Source organism: Pseudomonas kilonensis (genome assembly GCF_001269885.1).
Lineage (GTDB): Bacteria > Pseudomonadota > Gammaproteobacteria > Pseudomonadales > Pseudomonadaceae > Aquipseudomonas > Aquipseudomonas kilonensis.
This window is the reverse complement of record NZ_LHVH01000024.1, coordinates 71,252-89,554: the sequence shown is the minus strand read 5'-3', so window position 1 is coordinate 89,554 and position 18,303 is coordinate 71,252. Positions and strand designations below refer to the sequence as shown.

The following is an 18,303-nucleotide window of genomic DNA, read 5'->3' as shown; positions in this document are numbered from 1 at the left end:
ACCAGTCGAAATGGCTTTCGAACCTTATGGCCCAAGGCCCACGCCCACATTGGGTTATCATGATGACTTTCCCAATGAACGACTGATCGCCATGACTGCCGTAACCGACACCCTGCTGCACGCCCTCGAATCCTGCGACATGCTGATTATCGATGGGCTGCACGCGTTCGATTTCTCCCTCGACGAGCAGGACCAGTTGCACGTCGAGTGCATGAACGGCCGCACCCTCGAGCACTGGCGTTTCACGCCGGCGCAGATGCAGGCCGCGACCTTCGATAAAACCCTGAACCACTGGATCATCACCAGCGATTCGGGCGACCACCACTTGGAGTGCGTGGAGGCTACCAGCGGCCACGACGATGAGGACGACGAAGAAAATGAAAATGCGTAGTCTCTGGCCGTTGTTGATGGCCGGCAGCCTGGGCGCCATGGGCGTCCAGGCGGACACTGAAGAACGCCATCAACTGCTGGTGGGCTCCTACACCGCCGGGCAGAGCCAGGGTATCTACCGGTTGCAGTTCGACAGCCGCACCGGCCAGCTCGATGCCAACCCGTTGCAAGTGATCAAGACTGAAAACCCTTCATGGCTGACCCTTACCAAGGACATGAGCCGGCTGTTCGTGGTCAACGAAAACGGGCCGGGCCAGAAAGACCCGGTGGGCAAGGTCAGCAGCTACGCCATTGACCCGAAGACCCATGAACTGAGCCTGATCAACCAGGTGCAGTCCCTGGGCAACGAGCCGACCCATTCCAGCTTGAGCCACGATGGTCAGCATTTGTTGGTCAGTAACTATTCCGTCCTGGAAAACCCGGGCGGCACCTTGGTGGTGTTGCCGGTGGGGCCGGACGGCAAGCTGGCGCCGGTGGTCCAGTCGGGTAGCCATCAGCCGAGTCGGGTCAATCCCGAGCGGCAGAAATCCGCTCATGTGCATTCCGCGGTGCCGTCACCGGACGGCAAATACGTGTTCGCCAATGACCTGGGGGCGGACAAGGTGTTTGTCTACCGCTACGACCCCAAGGCCAACCCCGAACTGCCGCTGACGCCTGCCGATCCGCCATTCGTGCAACTGCCGCCGGGCAGCGGGCCGCGCCATCTGTTGTTCAGTGGCGATGGCAGGCACGCCTGGCTGACGATGGAGATGACCGCCCAGGTCGCGGTATTCGATTACCAGGACGGTCGCCTGACCCAGCGCCAGTTGGTCGATCTGGTCGACGCAAAGCCCCAGCCGGGTAAAGCGGCGGCAGCGTTGCATGCTTCCAGGGATGGCAAGTTCCTCTACGTCAGCAACCGTGGCACCACCAACGAAGTGCTGGTGTTCGCCATCGACCCGGCCGCCGGCACGCTCAAAGAGCTGCAGCGGCGCTCGGTCGAAGGCGATCATCCACGGGAATTCAGCCTCGACCCGAGCGGGAAATTCCTGCTGATTGCCAACCAGAAGAGCAACCAGATCGTGGTGATCGAGCGCGATCCGAAGACCGGCCTGCTGGGTAAAACCGTGCAGAAAATGCCGATGGATGCGCCCAGCGATTTGAAGTTCATGGTCCGTCAATAGACCGCAGGCCTCGTTTTTCGGGGCCTGCGTCGTTGTATCAACGAGACTGATATTCGCAAGTGATGCAAAGCATTTCAACGCAGGACGCCTCGGCGCGTAAGTTTGCTTCACGGCCCCACCGGGCAAGTCAGCCAACTGAATCCGAGGTCTACCGCCATGAACCTGAATCTCTTCTCCGTGATCGCCGCTTCCGCCATCTCCGCCACGGTGGCATTGCCAGCCAGCGCCAGCATCGAGATCAGCGACAAGAAAAATCGCACCCAGAGCTACACCGAGAAATACCTGCAACAAAGCGCCGCCTTCTATGCGGCGTTGGACCACAAGACCCAACACTGAACGATCGCGCAACGACTGAAGCCTGCGATCTTTTCATCTTCACTGAATATCAGGTGAAAGAGAAAAGATCGCAGGCTTCGTCGTTTCCAGAGAAATCCTGCTGTAATATCACTTGGCCATGTGTTTAAATTTGACGCTGACAAATTGACTCCTTTGCCGATAAGGATCGACACCATGGCGATGCGTCTGGCAGTGATGCTGCTGTTTCTCTATTCCACCCCGATTGTCTCCGCGGCCCAGCCGGATTCCGGCGAGTTGGAAGTGGCGCGTGAGCGATTATTGAGTTTGCTGAGTGACTGATCGGCTCAGGCCAGTTATTGATATTTTGTGGGAGCAAGGCTTGCCCGCGATGAAGGTGATGCGGTCCTTCAGAAATCGAGTCGCCTGTATCGCGGGCAAGCCTTGCTCCCACAGAAATCCCCTCGCCACAGGGGTGGGTGCAAATGGTTACTTGGCCATGATCGCCACGAACAGCTCGCCATCCAGAAACCTCTGCAACCAGTCCTGTAGCCGAGGGTAGGGCGCCTGGGCAAACCACTCGCGATCAACGTGGGCGAACTGGCGTATGAAGGGCATCACTGCCACGTCGGCCAGGCTCGGGTGATGCGCCGCCAGGAACGGCCGGGTTTCAAGCAGGGCCTCCAGCTTGCGCAGAAAGCTTTCACCCTCGCTACGGTAATGTTCCTTCGGGCATTCGGGATGGCGTTCGGGGTATTTGTAGCGATTCAAGTGCAGCTTGAACACCTGGTCGTTTTCCTCGATCAACGCCGCCGTCAGCGCCTGGCCTTCGGGATCGTCCCGTAGCCTCCAGTCTTGCGGATCGTGCCGGGCCAAGGCCCAGTTCATGATCTCCAGGCTTTCATCGATCACCCGGCCATCGACCTGCAGCACCGGCACCGTGCCTTTGCTGGAGAGTGCGAGCATCTCGGCTGGCTTGGCCTTCAGGCTGACTTCGACAATCGCCACCTCGACCGCGCTGTAGCGCAAGGCCATGCGCGCCCGCATCGCGTAGGGGCAGCGGCGGAAGGAATAGAGCGTGGCGTGGCTCATTTCACCTCCACTGTGCTCAAGCCGTTGCCCTGGCGACGCACCTGGATCTGCACCGGAATCCGCTCGTGCATTTCCTGTACGTGGGAAATCACCGCGACCTTGCGGCCCTGGGCCTGGAGGCCGTCGAGGGCGTCCATCGCCAGTTGCAGTGATTCGGGGTCGAGGCTGCCGAAGCCTTCGTCGATGAACAGCGATTCGATCTTCAGTGTGCTGGACGCCATCGAGGCCAGGCCCAATGCCAGGGCGAGGGAAACCAGGAAGGTTTCGCCGCCGGACAACGAATGCACCGAGCGCAGTTCATCGCCCATTTCCGTGTCCATCACCAGCAGCCCGAGCATGCTGCCGCCGCGCTTGAGCCGGTAGCGGCGTACCAGTTGCCGCAATTGGGCATTGGCGTGGTGCACCAGCAAGTCGAGGTTGTAGGCCTGGGCCAGCTTGCGGAAGCGGTCGCCGGTGGCCGAACCGATCAGGGCATCGAGGCGTGCCCAGCGCTGGTATTCGGCGTAGGCCTGTTCGATCTGCTGGGCCAGGGCCTGGTTGGCGTTCTGCCGGCGCTGATCCTCGGCCTGTTCGGCGCGCAGTTCGGCGCAGTGCTGTTCGCTGGCGGCGAATTGGCCTTGCAGTTCGGTGAGGGCTTGGGCGAGTTGCTCGGGCGCCAGGTTGCCGTTGTGTTGGGCCTGATGGTTTTGCAGGCGCTGCTCGCGTTCGGTGAGCAGGACGCGGGCCTGCTCGATGGCTTTTTCGCTGTTGAGCAAGCGCTGGCGCAACTGGCTGACATGGTGGTCGTCCAGGCCGAGCAGGGCCTCGAGGGCGGCATCGTCCAGTTCCGGATGGGTGGTGCGCCATTGCGCGATACCAGCGGCCAGCGCCTGAAGTTCGTGGTCCAGGGATTGCGCCTGTTCCTGGCGGGCCTTGAGTTCGGCGGCCAGTTGCACCAGGTCGTTGCGCAATTGCTGCAACTGCTGATTGGCCGTCGCCTCGGCATCCCGCGTCTGTTCCAGGCGCTGGTCGAGTTGTTGCTGCCACTGTTCGGCGCTGGTGTGCTCGCCGAGCAGTTGCGTGAGTTTCTCCTGGCAGGCCTGTTGTTGCTCGCTCAGGGCGCTGAATTGCAGGCGGGCCGCTTCCAGTTGTTGGAGGCGGGTCTGCTGGCGGTCCTGCTCTTTCTCCAGGGTCTGCTGGCGCTGGAGCTGTTCGCCCAGTTCGTCGCGCTGCTGTTCCAGTTGCTCCAGGCGCTGGGCGATCTGCCGGTCCAGTTGCAGGAAGGTTGCGGCGGGCTCGCTGCGCAAGGCCTGTAGGGTGTCAGCGGGTAGCAGGGTGCTGAAGTGGCTCAGCTCCTCGTCCAGGCGCTGGCGGTCGCGGGCCAGCTCCTGCTGCTGGTTGCCCAGGTGCTGTGACGCCTGTTGGCTGGCTGCCTCGGCTTCACGTAGCCGCTGTGCGATGCGCGCGGCGTCTTGCTGCAGGGTCAGCAGGGCGGTTTGCCGTTGTTCGTCCTGGCTGATGCGCAGGTTCAGTTGGCTGTTTTGCTGGGTCAGCCAGGCGTCGCGCTTGTTCGCGTCCTGGGTCAGCAGTTGCGCCGACAACGGGTGGGCTTCAAGGCTGGGCGTCAGGCTCTGTTGCTGGCTGGCAAGCTGTTCCTGCTGCTGTTTGAGTTCCTTGAGCTGGGCGATGACTCCGCTGTATTGCGCCCGCAGGTCGATGACTTTTTCATTGAGCAGGTCGACGGCCTTGCGGGCGTTGGCCTCTTCGGTTTCATCGAAGCGCCCGAGGTTTTCCAGCAGGGCTTCGGGCTGATGATAAGGATGCTCGACGCTGCCGCACACGGGGCAGGGCTGTTCAGCCTGCAACTGTGCGCGCAGTTGCTCGACGCTTTCGCTGCGGGCCAGGCGCTGGCGCTCCAGCAGCTCGCGGGTGACGGTCAGGGTCTGTTCGGCAATGGTCAGTTCGGCCTTGGCTTCGCCGCCTTCGCGCACCAGCCGGTCACGTTCCTGCAACGCTCGTTGCTGGCGTTGTTCAAGCTCGGCGCCACGTTTGTCCAGCTCTTGCTGACTGGCCCACAGCCGGGTCAGGTCTTCGAAGGCACGCAATTGCTTGCGGTTGTCTTGCAGCAGGGTGCCGAGCAACTGGATCTGTTCGGCCACAGCCTCCGGCTCGGCGCCAGCTTCCTTGTACAGCACTTCGAGGTCTTGCCGGCGGCTGGCCAGTTCCTCGGCGGCGCGGGTGGCGCCTTGTTCCAGCGTGGCGAGTTCGGCCTGGCCCTGGCTCAGGCGATTGCCGATCAGCATCAGTTGTTGGAGGCGATCGCGATAGGCGTTCCAGGCATCGCTCAGCGGTGCTAGGTGCGTGCTTTGCTCAAGCTCCCCGGCGATGCGCTGCAAGCGCTCGGCCACCCGCTTTTGCTGTTCGAGCAAGGTATCGATGGTGCGCTGGCCTTCGGTGCAGGCCTGTTGCGCCTGTTCCTGGCGCTCGGCGCCCTGGCTGGCGTCCCTGGCGAGGCGGGCCAGGGTGCTTTGCTCTTCAAAGGCCTGGCGCAGCAACGGCGCGCTGTCGCTGCTGTGTTGCCGGGCCGCAGCCAGCGCCAGTTGCGCGGCGCCCAGGCTTTTTTCCAGTTCGGCCTGCTGGTCATGGAGATTGAGCTGCTGCTGGGTAAGCTGCTGGATCTGCACGGCCAAGGGGTCGAGCTGTTGGCTCAGTTCGGCCTGGCGGATGAACTGATGGCGTTGGGGTGCCAGTTGTTCCAGGCGGACCAGTTTCAGGCGTTCGTCGGCCAGGGCGTTCCAATCGGCCTGGGCCTGTTGCAGCTGTTCGGCGGCGCTGGCGTGTTCATCCTGCAACAGGCCCAGGTCGCGCAGCCAGGTGTGCTGCTGCTCCAGTTGCTTGAGTTGCGCCTGTTGGGCCTTGAGTAGTTGCTGGGCGTCGTTGAAACGCTGGTCCAGCTCGGCCCGGGCCTCGGGGGGCAGCGGCGTGACACCGGTGGCCTGGTCCTGCAACTGCCGGTGGCTGTCCTTGGCTTGCTTGGCCTTATCGAAGGCGCGGCGGCCGAGGCGGGTATACAGGGCAGTGTCGGTGAGTTTTTCCAACAGTTCGCTGCGATCGTTGTCATCGGCCTTGAGGAACGCGCTGAACTCGCTCTGGGCCAGCAGCACGGCACGGGTGAACTGTTCGAAGTTCAGGCCCAGGGCCGCTTCGAGCTGGGTCTTGTATTCGCCTTTCTGGCTCGCCAGCAGTTGATCGTTGTCCAGGTCCCGCAGGCTCTGGCGGCTGGCTTGCAACTTGCCGCCGGCTTTTTCCCGGGCGCGATTGGCTTCCCAGCGGGCCCGATAGCGGCGCCCGTCGATGCCGCGAAAATCCACTTCGGCAAAGCCATCGCCGGTGCCACGGCGCAACAGCGTGCGTGGGTCGCCGGTGGCAATGTCGCCATCGACGTCCGGCACCTTGGCGTCGCGGCCGGTGTTGTTGAGGCGCGGCACGGCGCCGAACAGCGCCAGGCACAAGGCGTCGAGCAACGTGCTCTTGCCGGCGCCCGTGGGGCCGGTAATGGCGAACAGGCCGGCGCTGGCCAAGGGTTCGGCGGTGAAATCGATTTCAAACGGCCCGGCCAGGGATGCCAGGTTCTTGAGGCGGATCGCGAGGATCTTCATGGCTGCTCGCTCTCCATCTGCACGTCTTGCAACAGCACGGCAAAGTCCTTGAGGGTCTGTTCGTCCACTTCGTTGCCGTAGGTGTCCTGCCAGGCGCGGCTGAACAACTCTTGCGGGCTGAGTTGATCCAGCTCCACCAGCGCGCTGCCGTCATCGGCACTGCCGGCGCCCCCGTTGCCGGCGTACTCGGCGCCGATCCGCACCAGGCGTACGGCCTTGCCTTGCAGTGCGGTTTCAACCTGGTGACGCAGGTCGGGCTGCGGTTCGTCGAGGCGCACCCGTACTTCCAGCCAGGGTTGGCGCTGGACATCGGCCAACAGGTCGATGTCGGGCAGTTCCTTGAGTTGCCCCAGGAGATCGGCCAGGGGCGCCGGGCCCAGGCGTTGCAGGTTGACGGCCCGTGGGATCAGGCGCGGCTCGACCTTGACCAGGGCCTCGCGGTCCAGGGTGATGTCGAGGATCTGATGCTGATAGCCGATCTCCGAAAATGACAGTGGGATCGGCGAACCGCTGTAGCGGATACGCTCTTCACCGTTGACCTTCTGCGGCTTGTGCAAATGGCCGAGGGCGACGTAGCTGATGCTCGGGCCGAACAGGCTGGCGGGCAGGGCCTCGGCGTTGCCGATGATCAGGCTGCGTTCGGAATCCTCGGACACCGAACCGCCGGCCATGTGCGCATGACTGATGGCGATCAGCGCCTGGCCTTTCTTGCGCTTGCTGTTGGCCGCGGCGATCAGCCGCTCATGCACCTGGCCGATGCCTCGCAGGTAGTCGTCGCCCAGTTGCGCACCGGTGACTTCGGCAGGGCGCAGGAACGGCAGGGCCAGGCACCACGCCTTGACCTTGCCCTTGGCATCGGGCAACGGCAACAACAGGCGCTCGACGTCCAGTTGACCGTCGTCCAGCCACAGCACGCGGCCCAGGGCATGGGTGCGCAAGCGCCGCATCAGTGGCGCAGGCAGTTCGATACGCGAGCCGGAGTCGTGGTTACCGGCGATCATCACGATGGTCAGGTTGGCGTTTTGTTCATGGGCGCTGACGATGAAATCGTACAGCCGCTCCTGGGCTTTGACCGGCGGGTTGACGGTGTCGAAGATGTCGCCGGCGATCAGCAGCACGTCGGGCTTTTCGTGGGTCAGTTGACGCAGCAGCCAGTCGAGGAAACAGGCGTGTTCGAAATCGCGCTCCTGGCCGTGCAGGTTTTGCCCCAGGTGCCAGTCGGAGGTGTGAAACAGACGCAAGGTGAACTCCAGGAAACAGATGATGGCCGCGGTGAAGAGAAGGGCGGCTAAAAGAGGGAGAGTTTACTGGGAAACCGGGGGGAGGACTTGTTCAACTTCGTTGGATCCATGAGCACCGATCCTGTGGCAAGGAGATTTATGTGGGAGCAAGGCTTGCCCGCGATGAAGGCGACTCGATTTCTGAGGGACCGCATCGCCTGCATCGCGGGCAAGCCTTGCTCCCACCCGTTTCGCTCCCACCTAAATCCCCTCGCCATAAAGGTTACGAAAAAAAGCGGGTTTATTTGGGGTAAAGCGGCGGCAACCCCGAATCACCCGCCGAGCCCAGCCCCCCTTCGGTGGGCGGGATGGTGCGGATGGCCCGCCACAAGTCCTCTCCCTGCCAATGCTGGCCGGTCTCGCTGTAGAGCGCGCCGTTGAGGCCGTCCAGGGCGTCGGACAGCGGCACGAAGCGCGCCGCCATGTCGGCCAGGGTTTCCGGCTGCTGGCGGGCCCAGGCGTCGAGGGCCTGGCGGGTGGCGTGGGAGTCGTTGGCCAGGCAGGCGCGCTTGAGGTCGTCCAGCAGGGTGCGCGGGCTCGGTCCGGCCTGGGTCGAGCGCAGGATCGCTGGTTGCCAACGGGCACGCCACCACAAGCCAAAGCCGAGCAGTGTCGTGCAGGCGAGGAGGAAGGTGCTCAGTTGCCAGTACCATAGGGTCTCGCTGTCGACCGTCGTGACAATCTGCGTCGTGCCGGCCGGCGTATCCACCATCAGGCTCGGATTGTTCGCCACCTGCAGGGTCCGCGCCGGAAGGCTGGTGCGGTCCAGGTGATCTTCCAGGGTGTTCCACCAGACCACTTCCACCGGTGGCAGCTCGATGGTCCCGCTGCGGTTTGGCACCAGCGCCTCGCGGTCTTCGCGGCTGCCCACCAGCCCGCGCTCACTGCTGCGGCTGCTGAGTACCGGTTGGTCCGGGTAACGTCGCAAGCCATTGATCTCGGTGGCCGGCAGCGGTGGCAACTGGGCGCTGGCCAGGCCTTCGGCTTCCAGGGTCAGGCTGCGGGTCAGGGAATCGCCGACCTGGCTGTGGGTCGGTTCCGGGCTCCAGCTTTCGCTCAAGGACAGGCTGCGTGCGGGCAGCCAGGGTACGTCGGCCGGGTAGCTGGCAGGCTTGGGTTTGACGCTCAGCAGCAGTTGCTCGGAGCTGACCCGCATCAATTGGCCGGGTTTGGGGCCCGAAGGGGCGGCGTCCTGGGTCACCGGTTCGACCAGGGTGGCGCTGAATGCCTGGGCTGGGATCATCAGCTCGCCACTGCGCTGTGGGTAGATGCCATACCGCAGTTCGATCACGCCATGGCGCACATCGTTGATGACTTTTTCATAGGTGCGCGATTCGCCCAGCTGTTCGGTGCGGGCATCGGGGATGTGCAGCGGCGTCAGGCTGCTGTCGTCGTACAGTGACACCGAATGGTAGATACGCAGGGTCAGGATCGCCTGGGCCTGAACATACACTTCGGTCTGGTCGAGGCTGGCCTCGATGAACACCGCCGCCAGGGGCTCCGAGGCGTTGCGGGTCTCACTTTCGATCACTTGCAGGGTAATCGGCTGGCTGGTTACTTCGCCCAGTTGCAGCGACGGAATGACCACGGTGCCGCTTCGGCGCGGCAGCAGGGTCACGATCCAGCGGGTGGTGGCGCGGTTCTCACCGTCGAGGGTCGTCAACTGGTTGACCTGGCGGGTGCCGCGCACATCGAACAAGGCCTGGAGCGGGCCGAGGTCAGGTTTGCCGAACAAGGTGGCGTCGTTGGATTCCAGGGTCAGTTCCACCGTTTCTCCAGAGTTCAGGCGGCTGCGATCCACACTGGCAGTCAGCTGTGCAGCCTGGGTCCCAGAGGCCCAGAGCAGCAAGACGAGGAGGTAGGCGGTGAAGCGGGTCATTGGGTTTTTCCCTGGGCCTGATGGCTTTGCTGTTCATACCAGAATTTACGCCTGAGCAACTCGCCCGGATTATCCGGGATCTGGCGCAGCCATTGTTCCGTTGCCTGGCGCTGTTCTTCTTCATTGCGCTGGCCGGCGGCGGGACGCAGCGGCGGGGTGGTGGTCTGCTCGTCCGGCAGCTCGCTGCCCGGCACATCCTGGGCGGTGGGCGGTTGTGCCGTCCGTGGAGGCTGGGATTCGTCCGGCGTCGCAGTTGCCTCGGCGGATGGCTGGCCCGGTTCGGAAGACTGGCTGGGTGAATCGGCATCCGGTGCTTGTTCGGTGGGGCCCGGTTCCTCGCTTTCGGTGGGCTTGGGCTCCTGCGCCGGTGGTGTCTGCTCGTTCAACAGGCTCTGTACCAAGGTCTTGTTGGTTTGGGCTGGGCGCAGGTCGGGCTGTAACTCCAGGGCTTGTTCGTAGGCATCCAGTGCGGCTTCCAGCTCACCGCTGCGGGCCAGGGCATTGCCACGATTGTAGTGCGCGCGGGCGTCGTTGCCTTCGGCGAAGCGCCGGGCAGCTTCGCTGTATTGGCCGGCTTCGTACAGGGCAACGCCTTGCCACTGGCTGTCCTCGAAATGGGTGGCTGCCTCGGCGGGACGCTTCTGCTTGAGCAAGTGCTGGCCCTGTTGGTCGGCGCGCAACCACAGGTCCTGGAACTCGAAGGCATGGCCGGTTTGCGGCAGCACGAACAGCAGCGGCAGGCAAAACAGCCAGCCTCGCCGCCCGGCGCAGGCGGCCAGCAGCAACAGGGGCAGGAGCAGCCAATAGCCTTGGTCGGCCCAAGTGTCCAGGCGCAAGGTTTGTCCGTCGCTGCGCAAGTGGCGAGGGCCGGCCAGCAGGCCCAGGCCGCGCAGGTCGCTGTCGTCCAGCCGCGCTGGCCGGTAGCGGCCATCCAGCTCATTGGCGAAGGCCTTGAGGCCCGGGCTGTCCAGGCGTGGCACCAGGATCGCGCCCTGGGCATCCTTGAGGTAACTGCCATCTTCCTGGGCAACCGGGGCGCCTTCGCGGGTCCCGATACCCAGCATCAGCCATTGCGTGGCGGATCCGTCGAGGATCTGGCGGATGCCTTGGCGTTCCTGTTCATTCAACGACGAACCGATCAGCAGGATTCGACCGTGGCCGAGTTCGCCTTGGTCCAGCAGGGCCATGGCCTTGTGGACGGCCAGGTCGGCGCGATGGCCGCCTTGGGGCATGATCGACGGCGCGAGGGCTTCGAGCAGGTTGGCGCTGGTGGCCAGGTCGTCGGACAGCGGCACCAGTGTGTGGGCGCTGCCGGCATAGACGATGATTGCGGTCTGGGCATCGCTGCGGTTCTGCAACAGGTCCAGTACCTTGCGCCGGGCTTGTTCCAGGCGCGTCGGCGGAACATCGGTGGCGAGCATTTCCGGGGTGAGTTCCAGCACCACCACCAGCGGGTCGGCGGGTTTCTGGCTGGTCTGTTCGACCCGTGCCCAGCTCGGTCCCAGCAACGCCAGCACGATCAACAGCCAACCCAGCCCCAGGGCAATCCACGGCAACCGGCTTTCCCGGCCACTGCCGCCACTGAGCAGCACGGCGTGGAAGGCCGGCGGCAAGATCATCTGCCAACGGCCCACGCGTTTCTGCCGATGCCACAGTTGCCAGAGCAACCAGCCCAGCAACGGCAGCAGCAATACGAACCAGGGGCGCAGCCAGTGTGGCCAGAGGGCGATCATCGACGCCTCCGCAAGCGCAGGCGCTTGAGCCGCTGGCGCCACTCGGTGTGTTGGGCCGGCTGGAACAGCGGCTGGTTGAACAGGCGCTGCAACGGATTGTCCGGCCAGCGCGCGCGGGCCACCAGCAACATGCTCAACAGCAGTGCAACGGCCAGGGGCCAGTGATACAGCGCCTGGGCAGGGCGCGCCTGGGTCGGTTGCTGGGTCACCGGTTCGAGCTGGTCGAGGGTGGTCTTGATCGCCAGCAATTGCTCACCATCCTGGGCACGAAAATAACGACCGCCCGTGGCCTGGGCAATGTCCTTGAGGGCCGCCTCGTCCAGGTCCAGGCTCGGGTTGACGCCGAGAAAGCCCGCCGTGCCGCTCTGTTCCGGGTCGGCACCGATGCCGATCGGGTAGATTTTCACGCCTTCGTCGGCGGCCAGTCGCGCGGCGGTCAGTGGGTCGATTTCGCCGCCATTGTTGGCGCCGTCGGTGACCAGGATCAACACGCGGCTGTGGGCCGGCCGCTGTCGCAGGCGCTTGAGGGCCAGGCCGATGGCGTCGCCGATGGCGGTATTCTTGCCGGCGATGCCGATGCGTGCCTCATCGAGCCAATGGCGCACGGTGCGGCGGTCGAAGGTCAGTGGTGCCTGCAAGTAGGCCTGGCTGCCGAACAGGATCAGGCCGACCCGGTCACCTTCGCGGCCTTCGAGAAAATCCCCGAGCATATGCTGGACCAGCGCGAGGCGACTGACTTCTTCGTCCTTCCAGTGCATGTCGGGAAAGTCCATGGAACCCGAGACATCCACTGCCACCAACAGGTCGCGGCCGCTGGCGGCGATGGGCAAGGGTTCCCCCAACCACTGCGGTCGGGCCGCGGCGATCAGTAACAGCAGCCAGAGCAGGATGAAGGGCGACTGTTGCCGCCAGGTCGGCAGATTGGCCCGGGCTCGCCGGCCCACCAGGCCTTCCAGGTCCCCGAGGAAACTGACCTTGAGCGCCGGCTCGCCGCTGTCGGCCGCCGGCAGCACCAGGCGCATCAGCCAGGGCAGCGGCAACAAGGCAAAAACCCACGGCCAGGCGAACTCAAACATGTTTGCGAATCCAGATTTCGACTGCCTGGGTCAGGCCGGCGATGGCTTTGTCATCGAGCTTGCATTCGGGTTTGTAGGCGCCTTCCACCAATATCATCCAGCGCGTCAGGCCGGCGGCCGGGCAACGGTTATCCAGGAAGGCCAGCCATTTGCGCCCGTTGAGGGTGTGACTCTGGCTGTAAGGATAGTGGTTGCGGCACAGGCGCTTGAGCAGCCCGTTGAGCTGTTGCAGCCAGGCACCGGCCGGTGCACCGTCGTAGGGCTTGGGCAGCCGGGCGAGTTCGGCCAGGGCGGCCAGGCGCACCGGGTCCAGGGGTTGTTCGCTGCGGGCGGTGGTGCGCTGGATGGGAATGAACCGGCGCAATTGCCACAGTCCCAGGCCCAGTAACGGCAACACCACCAGCAGCAACCACCAGCCCGGTGCGGGCGGCCAGAAGCCGATGGGAGGCGGGGCCATCAGTGGCTGTAATTGATCGAGGCTGCTCATCGGCTTTTTCCGGCCCGCTTGGGGTTCAGGTATTCGCGCAGTTGCTCGACCATGTCGCCCTGGGTGCTCAGGGGCATCATCAGGATCCGCAGTTTCTGCGCCAGCAATTCCCAGCGCTCCTGGCGCGCCTCGGCCTGGGCGCGATAGGCCTGGCGCAGTTCGAAATTCAGGGTGTCGAGTTCCAGTTGGGCGCCACGCTGGGCGAAGCGCAGCAAGCCGGCGGCGGGCAAGGCGTGATCCAACGGGTCGGACAGCGGCAGCAGCAACAGGTCGCAATGGCGCGACAGCAGGCTCAGTTGCTGCTCGGCGCTGTCGGACAACGCACGCTCGTCGCAAATCACGATCACCAGGCTGCCGGGTCGTAGCACTTCCCGGGCTCGGCGCAGGGCGATGCCAAACGAGTCGCGGTCCGGCTCGGCCTCGGTGTGCAGCGACTGGTTGACCCGCACCAGCCGGTTGAGCAATTGCAGCAGGCTCTGTTTGCTGCGCCGCGGCTTGACCTCGTAATGGGTGTTGTTGCCGAACACCAGGCCGCCGACCCGGTCGTTGTGCCCCAGCGCGGCCCAGCCGATCAGGCTGGCGGCCTGGGCGGCGAGCACTGACTTGAACACCAGCCCCGAGCCGAAGAACAGCCGGTGGCTTTGCTCGATCATGATGAAGATCGGTCGCTCGCGTTCTTCGTGGAACAGTTTGGTGTGGGGCTCCTGGGTCCGGGCGGTAACGCGCCAGTCGATGGTGCGTACGTCGTCGCCGGCCTGGTAGACCCGCACCTGGTCGAAATCGACCCCGCGTCCGCGCAACTTGGAGTGATGCAGGCCGATCAGCGGACTGCGCTGTCCCGGTGTCGAGAACAACTGCACCTCGCGCACGCGATGGCGCATCTCGATCAGCTCCGAAAGGCTGACGCGGATGCCCGGTGCGGGCGCCAGAGGGTTATTCATGGTGCATGCTCAAGCGACAGCGACGACGTCGAGAATCCGCTGCACGACCCGGTCCTGGTCGATGCCGGCGGCCTCGGCTTCGAACGACAGAATGATGCGATGGCGCAGCACGTCGAACAGCACGGCCTGGATATCTTCCGGGCTGACAAAGTCGCGTCCGGCCAGCCAGGCGTGGGCACGGGCGCAGCGGTCCAGGGCGATGGAGCCCCGCGGGCTGGCGCCGTAGGCGATCCATTCGGCCATTTCCGGGTCGAACTTGGCCGGGTTGCGGGTGGCCATGATCAGTTGCACCAGGTATTCCTCCACGGCGTCGGCCATGTACAACCCGAGGATTTCCTTGCGTGCGGAGAAAATCGCCTGCTGGCTCACGCGGCGTTCGGGCTTGGTCTCACCGTTCAGCGCTTCCCCCCGGGCCTGCTGCAGGATGCGGCGTTCCACCGCGGCATCGGGAAAGCCGATCTTGACGTGCATCAGGAACCGGTCGAGCTGGGCTTCGGGCAGCGGGTAGGTGCCTTCCTGCTCGATCGGGTTCTGCGTGGCCATCACCAGGAACAACGGCGACAGTTCATAGGTGCTGCGCCCGACGCTGACCTGGCGCTCGGCCATGGCTTCGAGCAAGGCCGACTGGACCTTGGCCGGGGCGCGGTTGATTTCGTCCGCCAGCACCAGGTTATGGAAAATCGGCCCTTGCTGGAACACGAAGCTGCCGGTTTCCGGGCGGTAGATTTCCGTACCGGTGATGTCGGCGGGCAGCAGGTCGGGGGTGAACTGAATACGATGGAATTGCGCTTCGACGCCTTCGGCCAGCTCTTTGATGGCCTTGGTCTTGGCCAGCCCCGGCGCGCCTTCCACCAGCATGTGGCCGTCGGCAAGCAGGGCGATGAGCAGGCGCTCGATGAGTTTTTCCTGGCCGAGAATCTGCGTTGAAAGAAAGGTTCGCAGCGCAAGCAGCGCTTCACGATGTTCCATCGGTGACTGTTCCTGGAAAGGGTGGCCCCAGGCGTTCGGATAACGCCGGGGCTGGGGGCGTTACTTTAATGCATGGCGGGGGGTGGCGACTAACGGGATTTTGTCTGGCGTGCGGATTTGTGATCGGTTTGGATCTGGTGTGGGAGCGGGCTTGCTCGCGAATAGGCCGATACATCCAGCAGCATCGTCTCAGACAGACCGCTATCGCGAGCAAGCTCAGCTCCCACAGGGATTGGCAGTGGACACCGACTCCATGAACACCCGAGATCAGTGTGGGAGCCGAGCTTGCTCTCGATGACGGCGGCACATTCAACTTCAATGCAACCTGACCCACCGCTATCGCGAGCAAGCTCAGCTCCCACAGGGATTGGCGGTGAACACCGATTCCATGAGCACCCGAGATCAGTGTGGGAGCCGAGCTTGCTCGCGATGGCGATGGCACATTCAACTTCAATGCAGCCTGACCCACCGCTATCGCGAGCAAGCTCAGCTCCCACAGGGATTGGCAGTGGACACCGACTCCATGAACACCCGAGATCAGTGTGGGAGCCGAGCTTGCTCGCGATGGCGACGGTACTTTCAACTTCAATGCAGCCTGAGCCACCGCTATCGCGAGCAAGCTCAGCTCCCACAGGGATTGGCAGTGGACACCGACTCCATGAACACCCGAGATCAGTGTGGGAGCCGAGCTTGCTCGCGATGGCGATGGCACATTCAACTTCAATGCAGCCTGACCCACCGCTATCGCGAGCAAGCTCAGCTCCCACAGGGATTGGCAGTGGACACCGACTCCATGAACACCCGAGATCAGTGTGGGAGCCGAGCTTGCTCGCGATGGCGACGGCACTTTCAACTTCAATGCAGCCTGACCCACCGCTATCGCGAGCAAGCTCAGCTCCCACAGGGATTGGCGGTGAACACCGATTCCATGAGCACCCGAGATCAGTGTGGGAGCCGAGCTTGCTCGCGATGGCGACGGCACTTTCAACTTCAATGCAGCCTGACCCACCGCTATCGCGAGCAAGCTCAGCTCCCACAGGGATTGGCAGTGGACACCGACTCCATGAACACCCGAGATCAGTGTGGGAGCCGAGCTTGCTCGCGATGGCGACGGCACTTTCAACTTCAATGCAGCCTGACCCACCGCTATCGCGAGCAAGCTCAGCTCCCACAGGGATTGGCAGTGGACACCGACTCCATGAACACCCGAGATCAGTGTGGGAGCCGAGCTTGCTCTCGATGACGACGGTACTTTCAACTTCAATGCAGCCTGACCCACCGCTATCGCGAGCAAGCTCAGCTCCCACAGAGGGAGTGGCGGTGGGTGCGGGGTCAAGGCACGCCGCCGATCCAGTGTGGGAGCGAGCCTGCTCGCGATTACCGTAGTAGATCTGGTACCTCATATTTTCGCTAATTTTGCATCCGAATCTCATCCACCAGCAGCCTGATTGCTGGCGTATCGATCAGATCCCGCCACGGGCCATCCTCCACGATTGCCCCGTCATGCATCACAATGACCCGGTCAAACCGATGCAGGTGGTCAACGTCATGGGTGACACATATCAACCCCTGCCCGGCAAAAACGTCGAATAAAAGGTCCCAAAGGGGCGTGGTCAGCCTGGGTTCGATGGATGCGCTTGGCTCGTCGAACATATTGAATTTTCCGGGCTTGTTGATTAGGCGCAGCAGCGATAGGCGTTTGGCTTCGCCTCCGGAGATATTCGAGGCGTGCTCACTGATGGTCCGCTCAGAAACAATATCCTGTAGCTGCAGTTTTCGTATTGCCTGATCGAGATGAGGTGACGTTTCAGCGCCAAACAGAACCGACTTTTCAAAAGGACCCTCCAGGAAGCGAGGCTGCTGAGGGCAGTACCGCAATGCATTCAAGTGGAGGCGAGGGTTCAGTTGTGAAACGGGAGTTGCATCGATGCTCAACTGATTTCGCGTTTCTTGATCCAAACCAGCGAGGACTTCCAGCAGGGTAGACTTGCCTGCACCGCTCTGACCGATGATCGCCACTGATTGACCTTGAATAAATCTCAGGCTTTGTGTGATCGATAACCGAACGTCGCCATTTTCGGTGACTACGCACTGATCGAGAGTCAATGTCGATGCCCCCCGAAAAATGACTTCCAATTGCCGATCACAGTGGTCAAAGTTTGGGAGCGAAAGCAGGCTTTGAAGTCGACGCTGGTCGGCAAGAAACTGGTCCATCACGCGATAGCCCTCCGTTAATGCGACGATATTGAGTAAGTAACTGCCTGCAATGGAAAAAATGGCTACCAGTTGTCCGACACTGATGCTGGGCTGGCTCGACAGTTGATCGACAACCCCCCATCCCAGTAATCCGCCCGTGGAGAGGCTGACGAACAGAATCTTGGCAGCGCTCAAGAAGCCACCCGAGGTTGCTGCGGTCACCGCAGCATTGGCGTAGCGCTTGAAGGCCTCGTTTAGCGGCTGTGTGGCGGTAGGCTCGGCGTTTTCCAGCTTTATTGCTTTACCGGCATTGAGCGTGTTGTACAAATGGGCGCTCAATTCATCTTCCTGCTCGTTGACAGCGTCAATGTGCTTCCTGCGCCATTTGATAATTTTGTGGGCGACAATCAGGTAGATAATTCCTAAACCAGTCATGCTCACAAAAACTTCACTGCCTCCCATGTAAAAAAAAGCACCGCCAACGATCAAGAACTCCAAGCACAACGGCAGTCCGACGGTGACAAAAAACGTCAATAGTTGTTCGTGAGCGGTAATTCCGCGCTCGACAGACTTTATGAAATGACCGATTCGCCATGCATTGAACCGGGCGAACTCCTTGCGCATAAGGTTTGCCAGCCACTCAATGGATGCGGCCATGACAGTTTGCTGGACGAGCTTGGATAGGCAATGGGTCTGTAGCGGGCTGATAATTGCCTGAACACACCCAGCGAGAGCAAGGCCAGCCGTAAGCGCGAGCAATATGTTGGCTGTTTCGTGTTTCTCACCGTACAAGGTGTCGACAATGGTCCCCAGAAGTAAAGGTGGGGCGAGTGCGATGAGCTTGAGCGCTATGATTGTTGCAAGGGTGCATACCAGAAGGGGCGTATGTTTTTTGCAGGCAGTTCTAATGAGCGTTTGCATAGGATGGATACGATCGTCCGTGATTTGCGTGTTTATTTCGCAAGTGCATAATTAATAGCAGTGAGCTTTTGGGAGGGCCAGAGTGCAACTTCCGATGCCGATGTAGGCTTGTTCTTGATGATCAGTAGGATGCGCGTGTGGGAATCTGGGTTTGATCCCGGGTGTCGGCATGCCGAAGTAACAGAACCGGCCCCTCCAGGCGATTTGCAGCGCGTAAGGCCATGTGGTTAGCTGCCTGCCTTCC

14 protein-coding genes are annotated in these 18,303 nt (G+C 62.6%); 4 read left to right on the top strand and 10 right to left on the bottom strand.

Annotated features, from left to right (window positions below):
* Positions 1-91: 91 nt before the first annotated feature.
* From AD662_RS16705 to AD662_RS29955, 4 genes are all read left to right on the top strand, one after another.
* Entirely contained in the window at positions 92-391 is a 300-nt protein-coding gene (locus AD662_RS16705) for a DUF5629 family protein (RefSeq protein WP_053189488.1), read from the top strand.
* Entirely contained in the window at positions 378-1,553 is a 1,176-nt protein-coding gene (locus AD662_RS16700; protein ID WP_053188992.1) for a lactonase family protein, read from the top strand. The genes AD662_RS16705 and AD662_RS16700 overlap by 14 nt, the downstream gene beginning before the upstream one ends.
* Before the next feature lie 156 nt (positions 1,554-1,709).
* Entirely contained in the window at positions 1,710-1,889 is a 180-nt protein-coding gene (locus tag AD662_RS16695) for a hypothetical protein (protein WP_053188990.1), read from the top strand.
* Between the two features lie 174 nt (positions 1,890-2,063).
* Positions 2,064-2,189, top strand: coding sequence for a hypothetical protein (locus AD662_RS29955; RefSeq protein ID WP_003180680.1), 126 nt, complete (start codon positions 2,064-2,066; stop codon positions 2,187-2,189).
* 147 nt (positions 2,190-2,336) lie between these two features.
* Here the strand turns inward: AD662_RS29955 and AD662_RS16690 are convergent, their stop codons facing one another.
* From AD662_RS16690 to AD662_RS16645, 10 genes are all read right to left on the bottom strand, one after another.
* Complete coding sequence (locus AD662_RS16690; RefSeq protein WP_053188987.1) at positions 2,337-2,939, bottom strand: glutathione S-transferase; 603 nt, start codon at positions 2,937-2,939, stop codon at positions 2,337-2,339.
* On the bottom strand, positions 2,936-6,577 hold the full coding sequence (locus AD662_RS16685; protein ID WP_053188984.1) for an AAA family ATPase: 3,642 nt from the start codon (positions 6,575-6,577) through the stop codon (positions 2,936-2,938). The genes AD662_RS16690 and AD662_RS16685 overlap by 4 nt, the downstream gene beginning before the upstream one ends.
* Complete coding sequence (locus tag AD662_RS16680) at positions 6,574-7,818, bottom strand: exonuclease SbcCD subunit D C-terminal domain-containing protein (protein WP_053188982.1); 1,245 nt, start codon at positions 7,816-7,818, stop codon at positions 6,574-6,576. Before AD662_RS16680 ends, AD662_RS16685 begins: the two co-directional genes overlap by 4 nt.
* 280 nt (positions 7,819-8,098) lie before the next feature.
* Positions 8,099-9,736 carry a BatD family protein gene (locus AD662_RS16675; RefSeq protein ID WP_053188978.1) on the bottom strand — a complete coding sequence of 546 codons (1,638 nt, stop codon included), beginning with the start codon at positions 9,734-9,736 and terminating at the stop codon, positions 8,099-8,101.
* On the bottom strand, positions 9,733-11,469 hold the full coding sequence (locus tag AD662_RS16670; RefSeq protein WP_053180176.1) for a tetratricopeptide repeat protein: 1,737 nt from the start codon (positions 11,467-11,469) through the stop codon (positions 9,733-9,735). Before AD662_RS16670 ends, AD662_RS16675 begins: the two co-directional genes overlap by 4 nt.
* Positions 11,466-12,545 carry a vWA domain-containing protein gene (locus AD662_RS16665; RefSeq protein WP_018614340.1) on the bottom strand — a complete coding sequence of 360 codons (1,080 nt, stop codon included), beginning with the start codon at positions 12,543-12,545 and terminating at the stop codon, positions 11,466-11,468. The genes AD662_RS16670 and AD662_RS16665 overlap by 4 nt, the downstream gene beginning before the upstream one ends.
* On the bottom strand, positions 12,538-13,032 hold the full coding sequence (locus tag AD662_RS16660) for a DUF4381 domain-containing protein (protein WP_014339081.1): 495 nt from the start codon (positions 13,030-13,032) through the stop codon (positions 12,538-12,540). The genes AD662_RS16665 and AD662_RS16660 overlap by 8 nt, the downstream gene beginning before the upstream one ends.
* Positions 13,029-13,973, bottom strand: coding sequence for a DUF58 domain-containing protein (locus AD662_RS16655; RefSeq protein ID WP_014339082.1), 945 nt, complete (start codon positions 13,971-13,973; stop codon positions 13,029-13,031). The genes AD662_RS16660 and AD662_RS16655 overlap by 4 nt, the downstream gene beginning before the upstream one ends.
* A gap of 9 nt (positions 13,974-13,982) precedes the next feature.
* Positions 13,983-14,942, bottom strand: a complete 960-nt coding sequence (locus AD662_RS16650) for an AAA family ATPase (protein ID WP_003202654.1) — start codon at positions 14,940-14,942, stop codon at positions 13,983-13,985.
* Positions 14,943-16,352: 1,410 nt separating this feature from the next.
* Positions 16,353-18,059, bottom strand: coding sequence for an ATP-binding cassette domain-containing protein (locus tag AD662_RS16645; RefSeq protein WP_053188975.1), 1,707 nt, complete (start codon positions 18,057-18,059; stop codon positions 16,353-16,355).
* Positions 18,060-18,303: the final 244 nt, after the last annotated feature.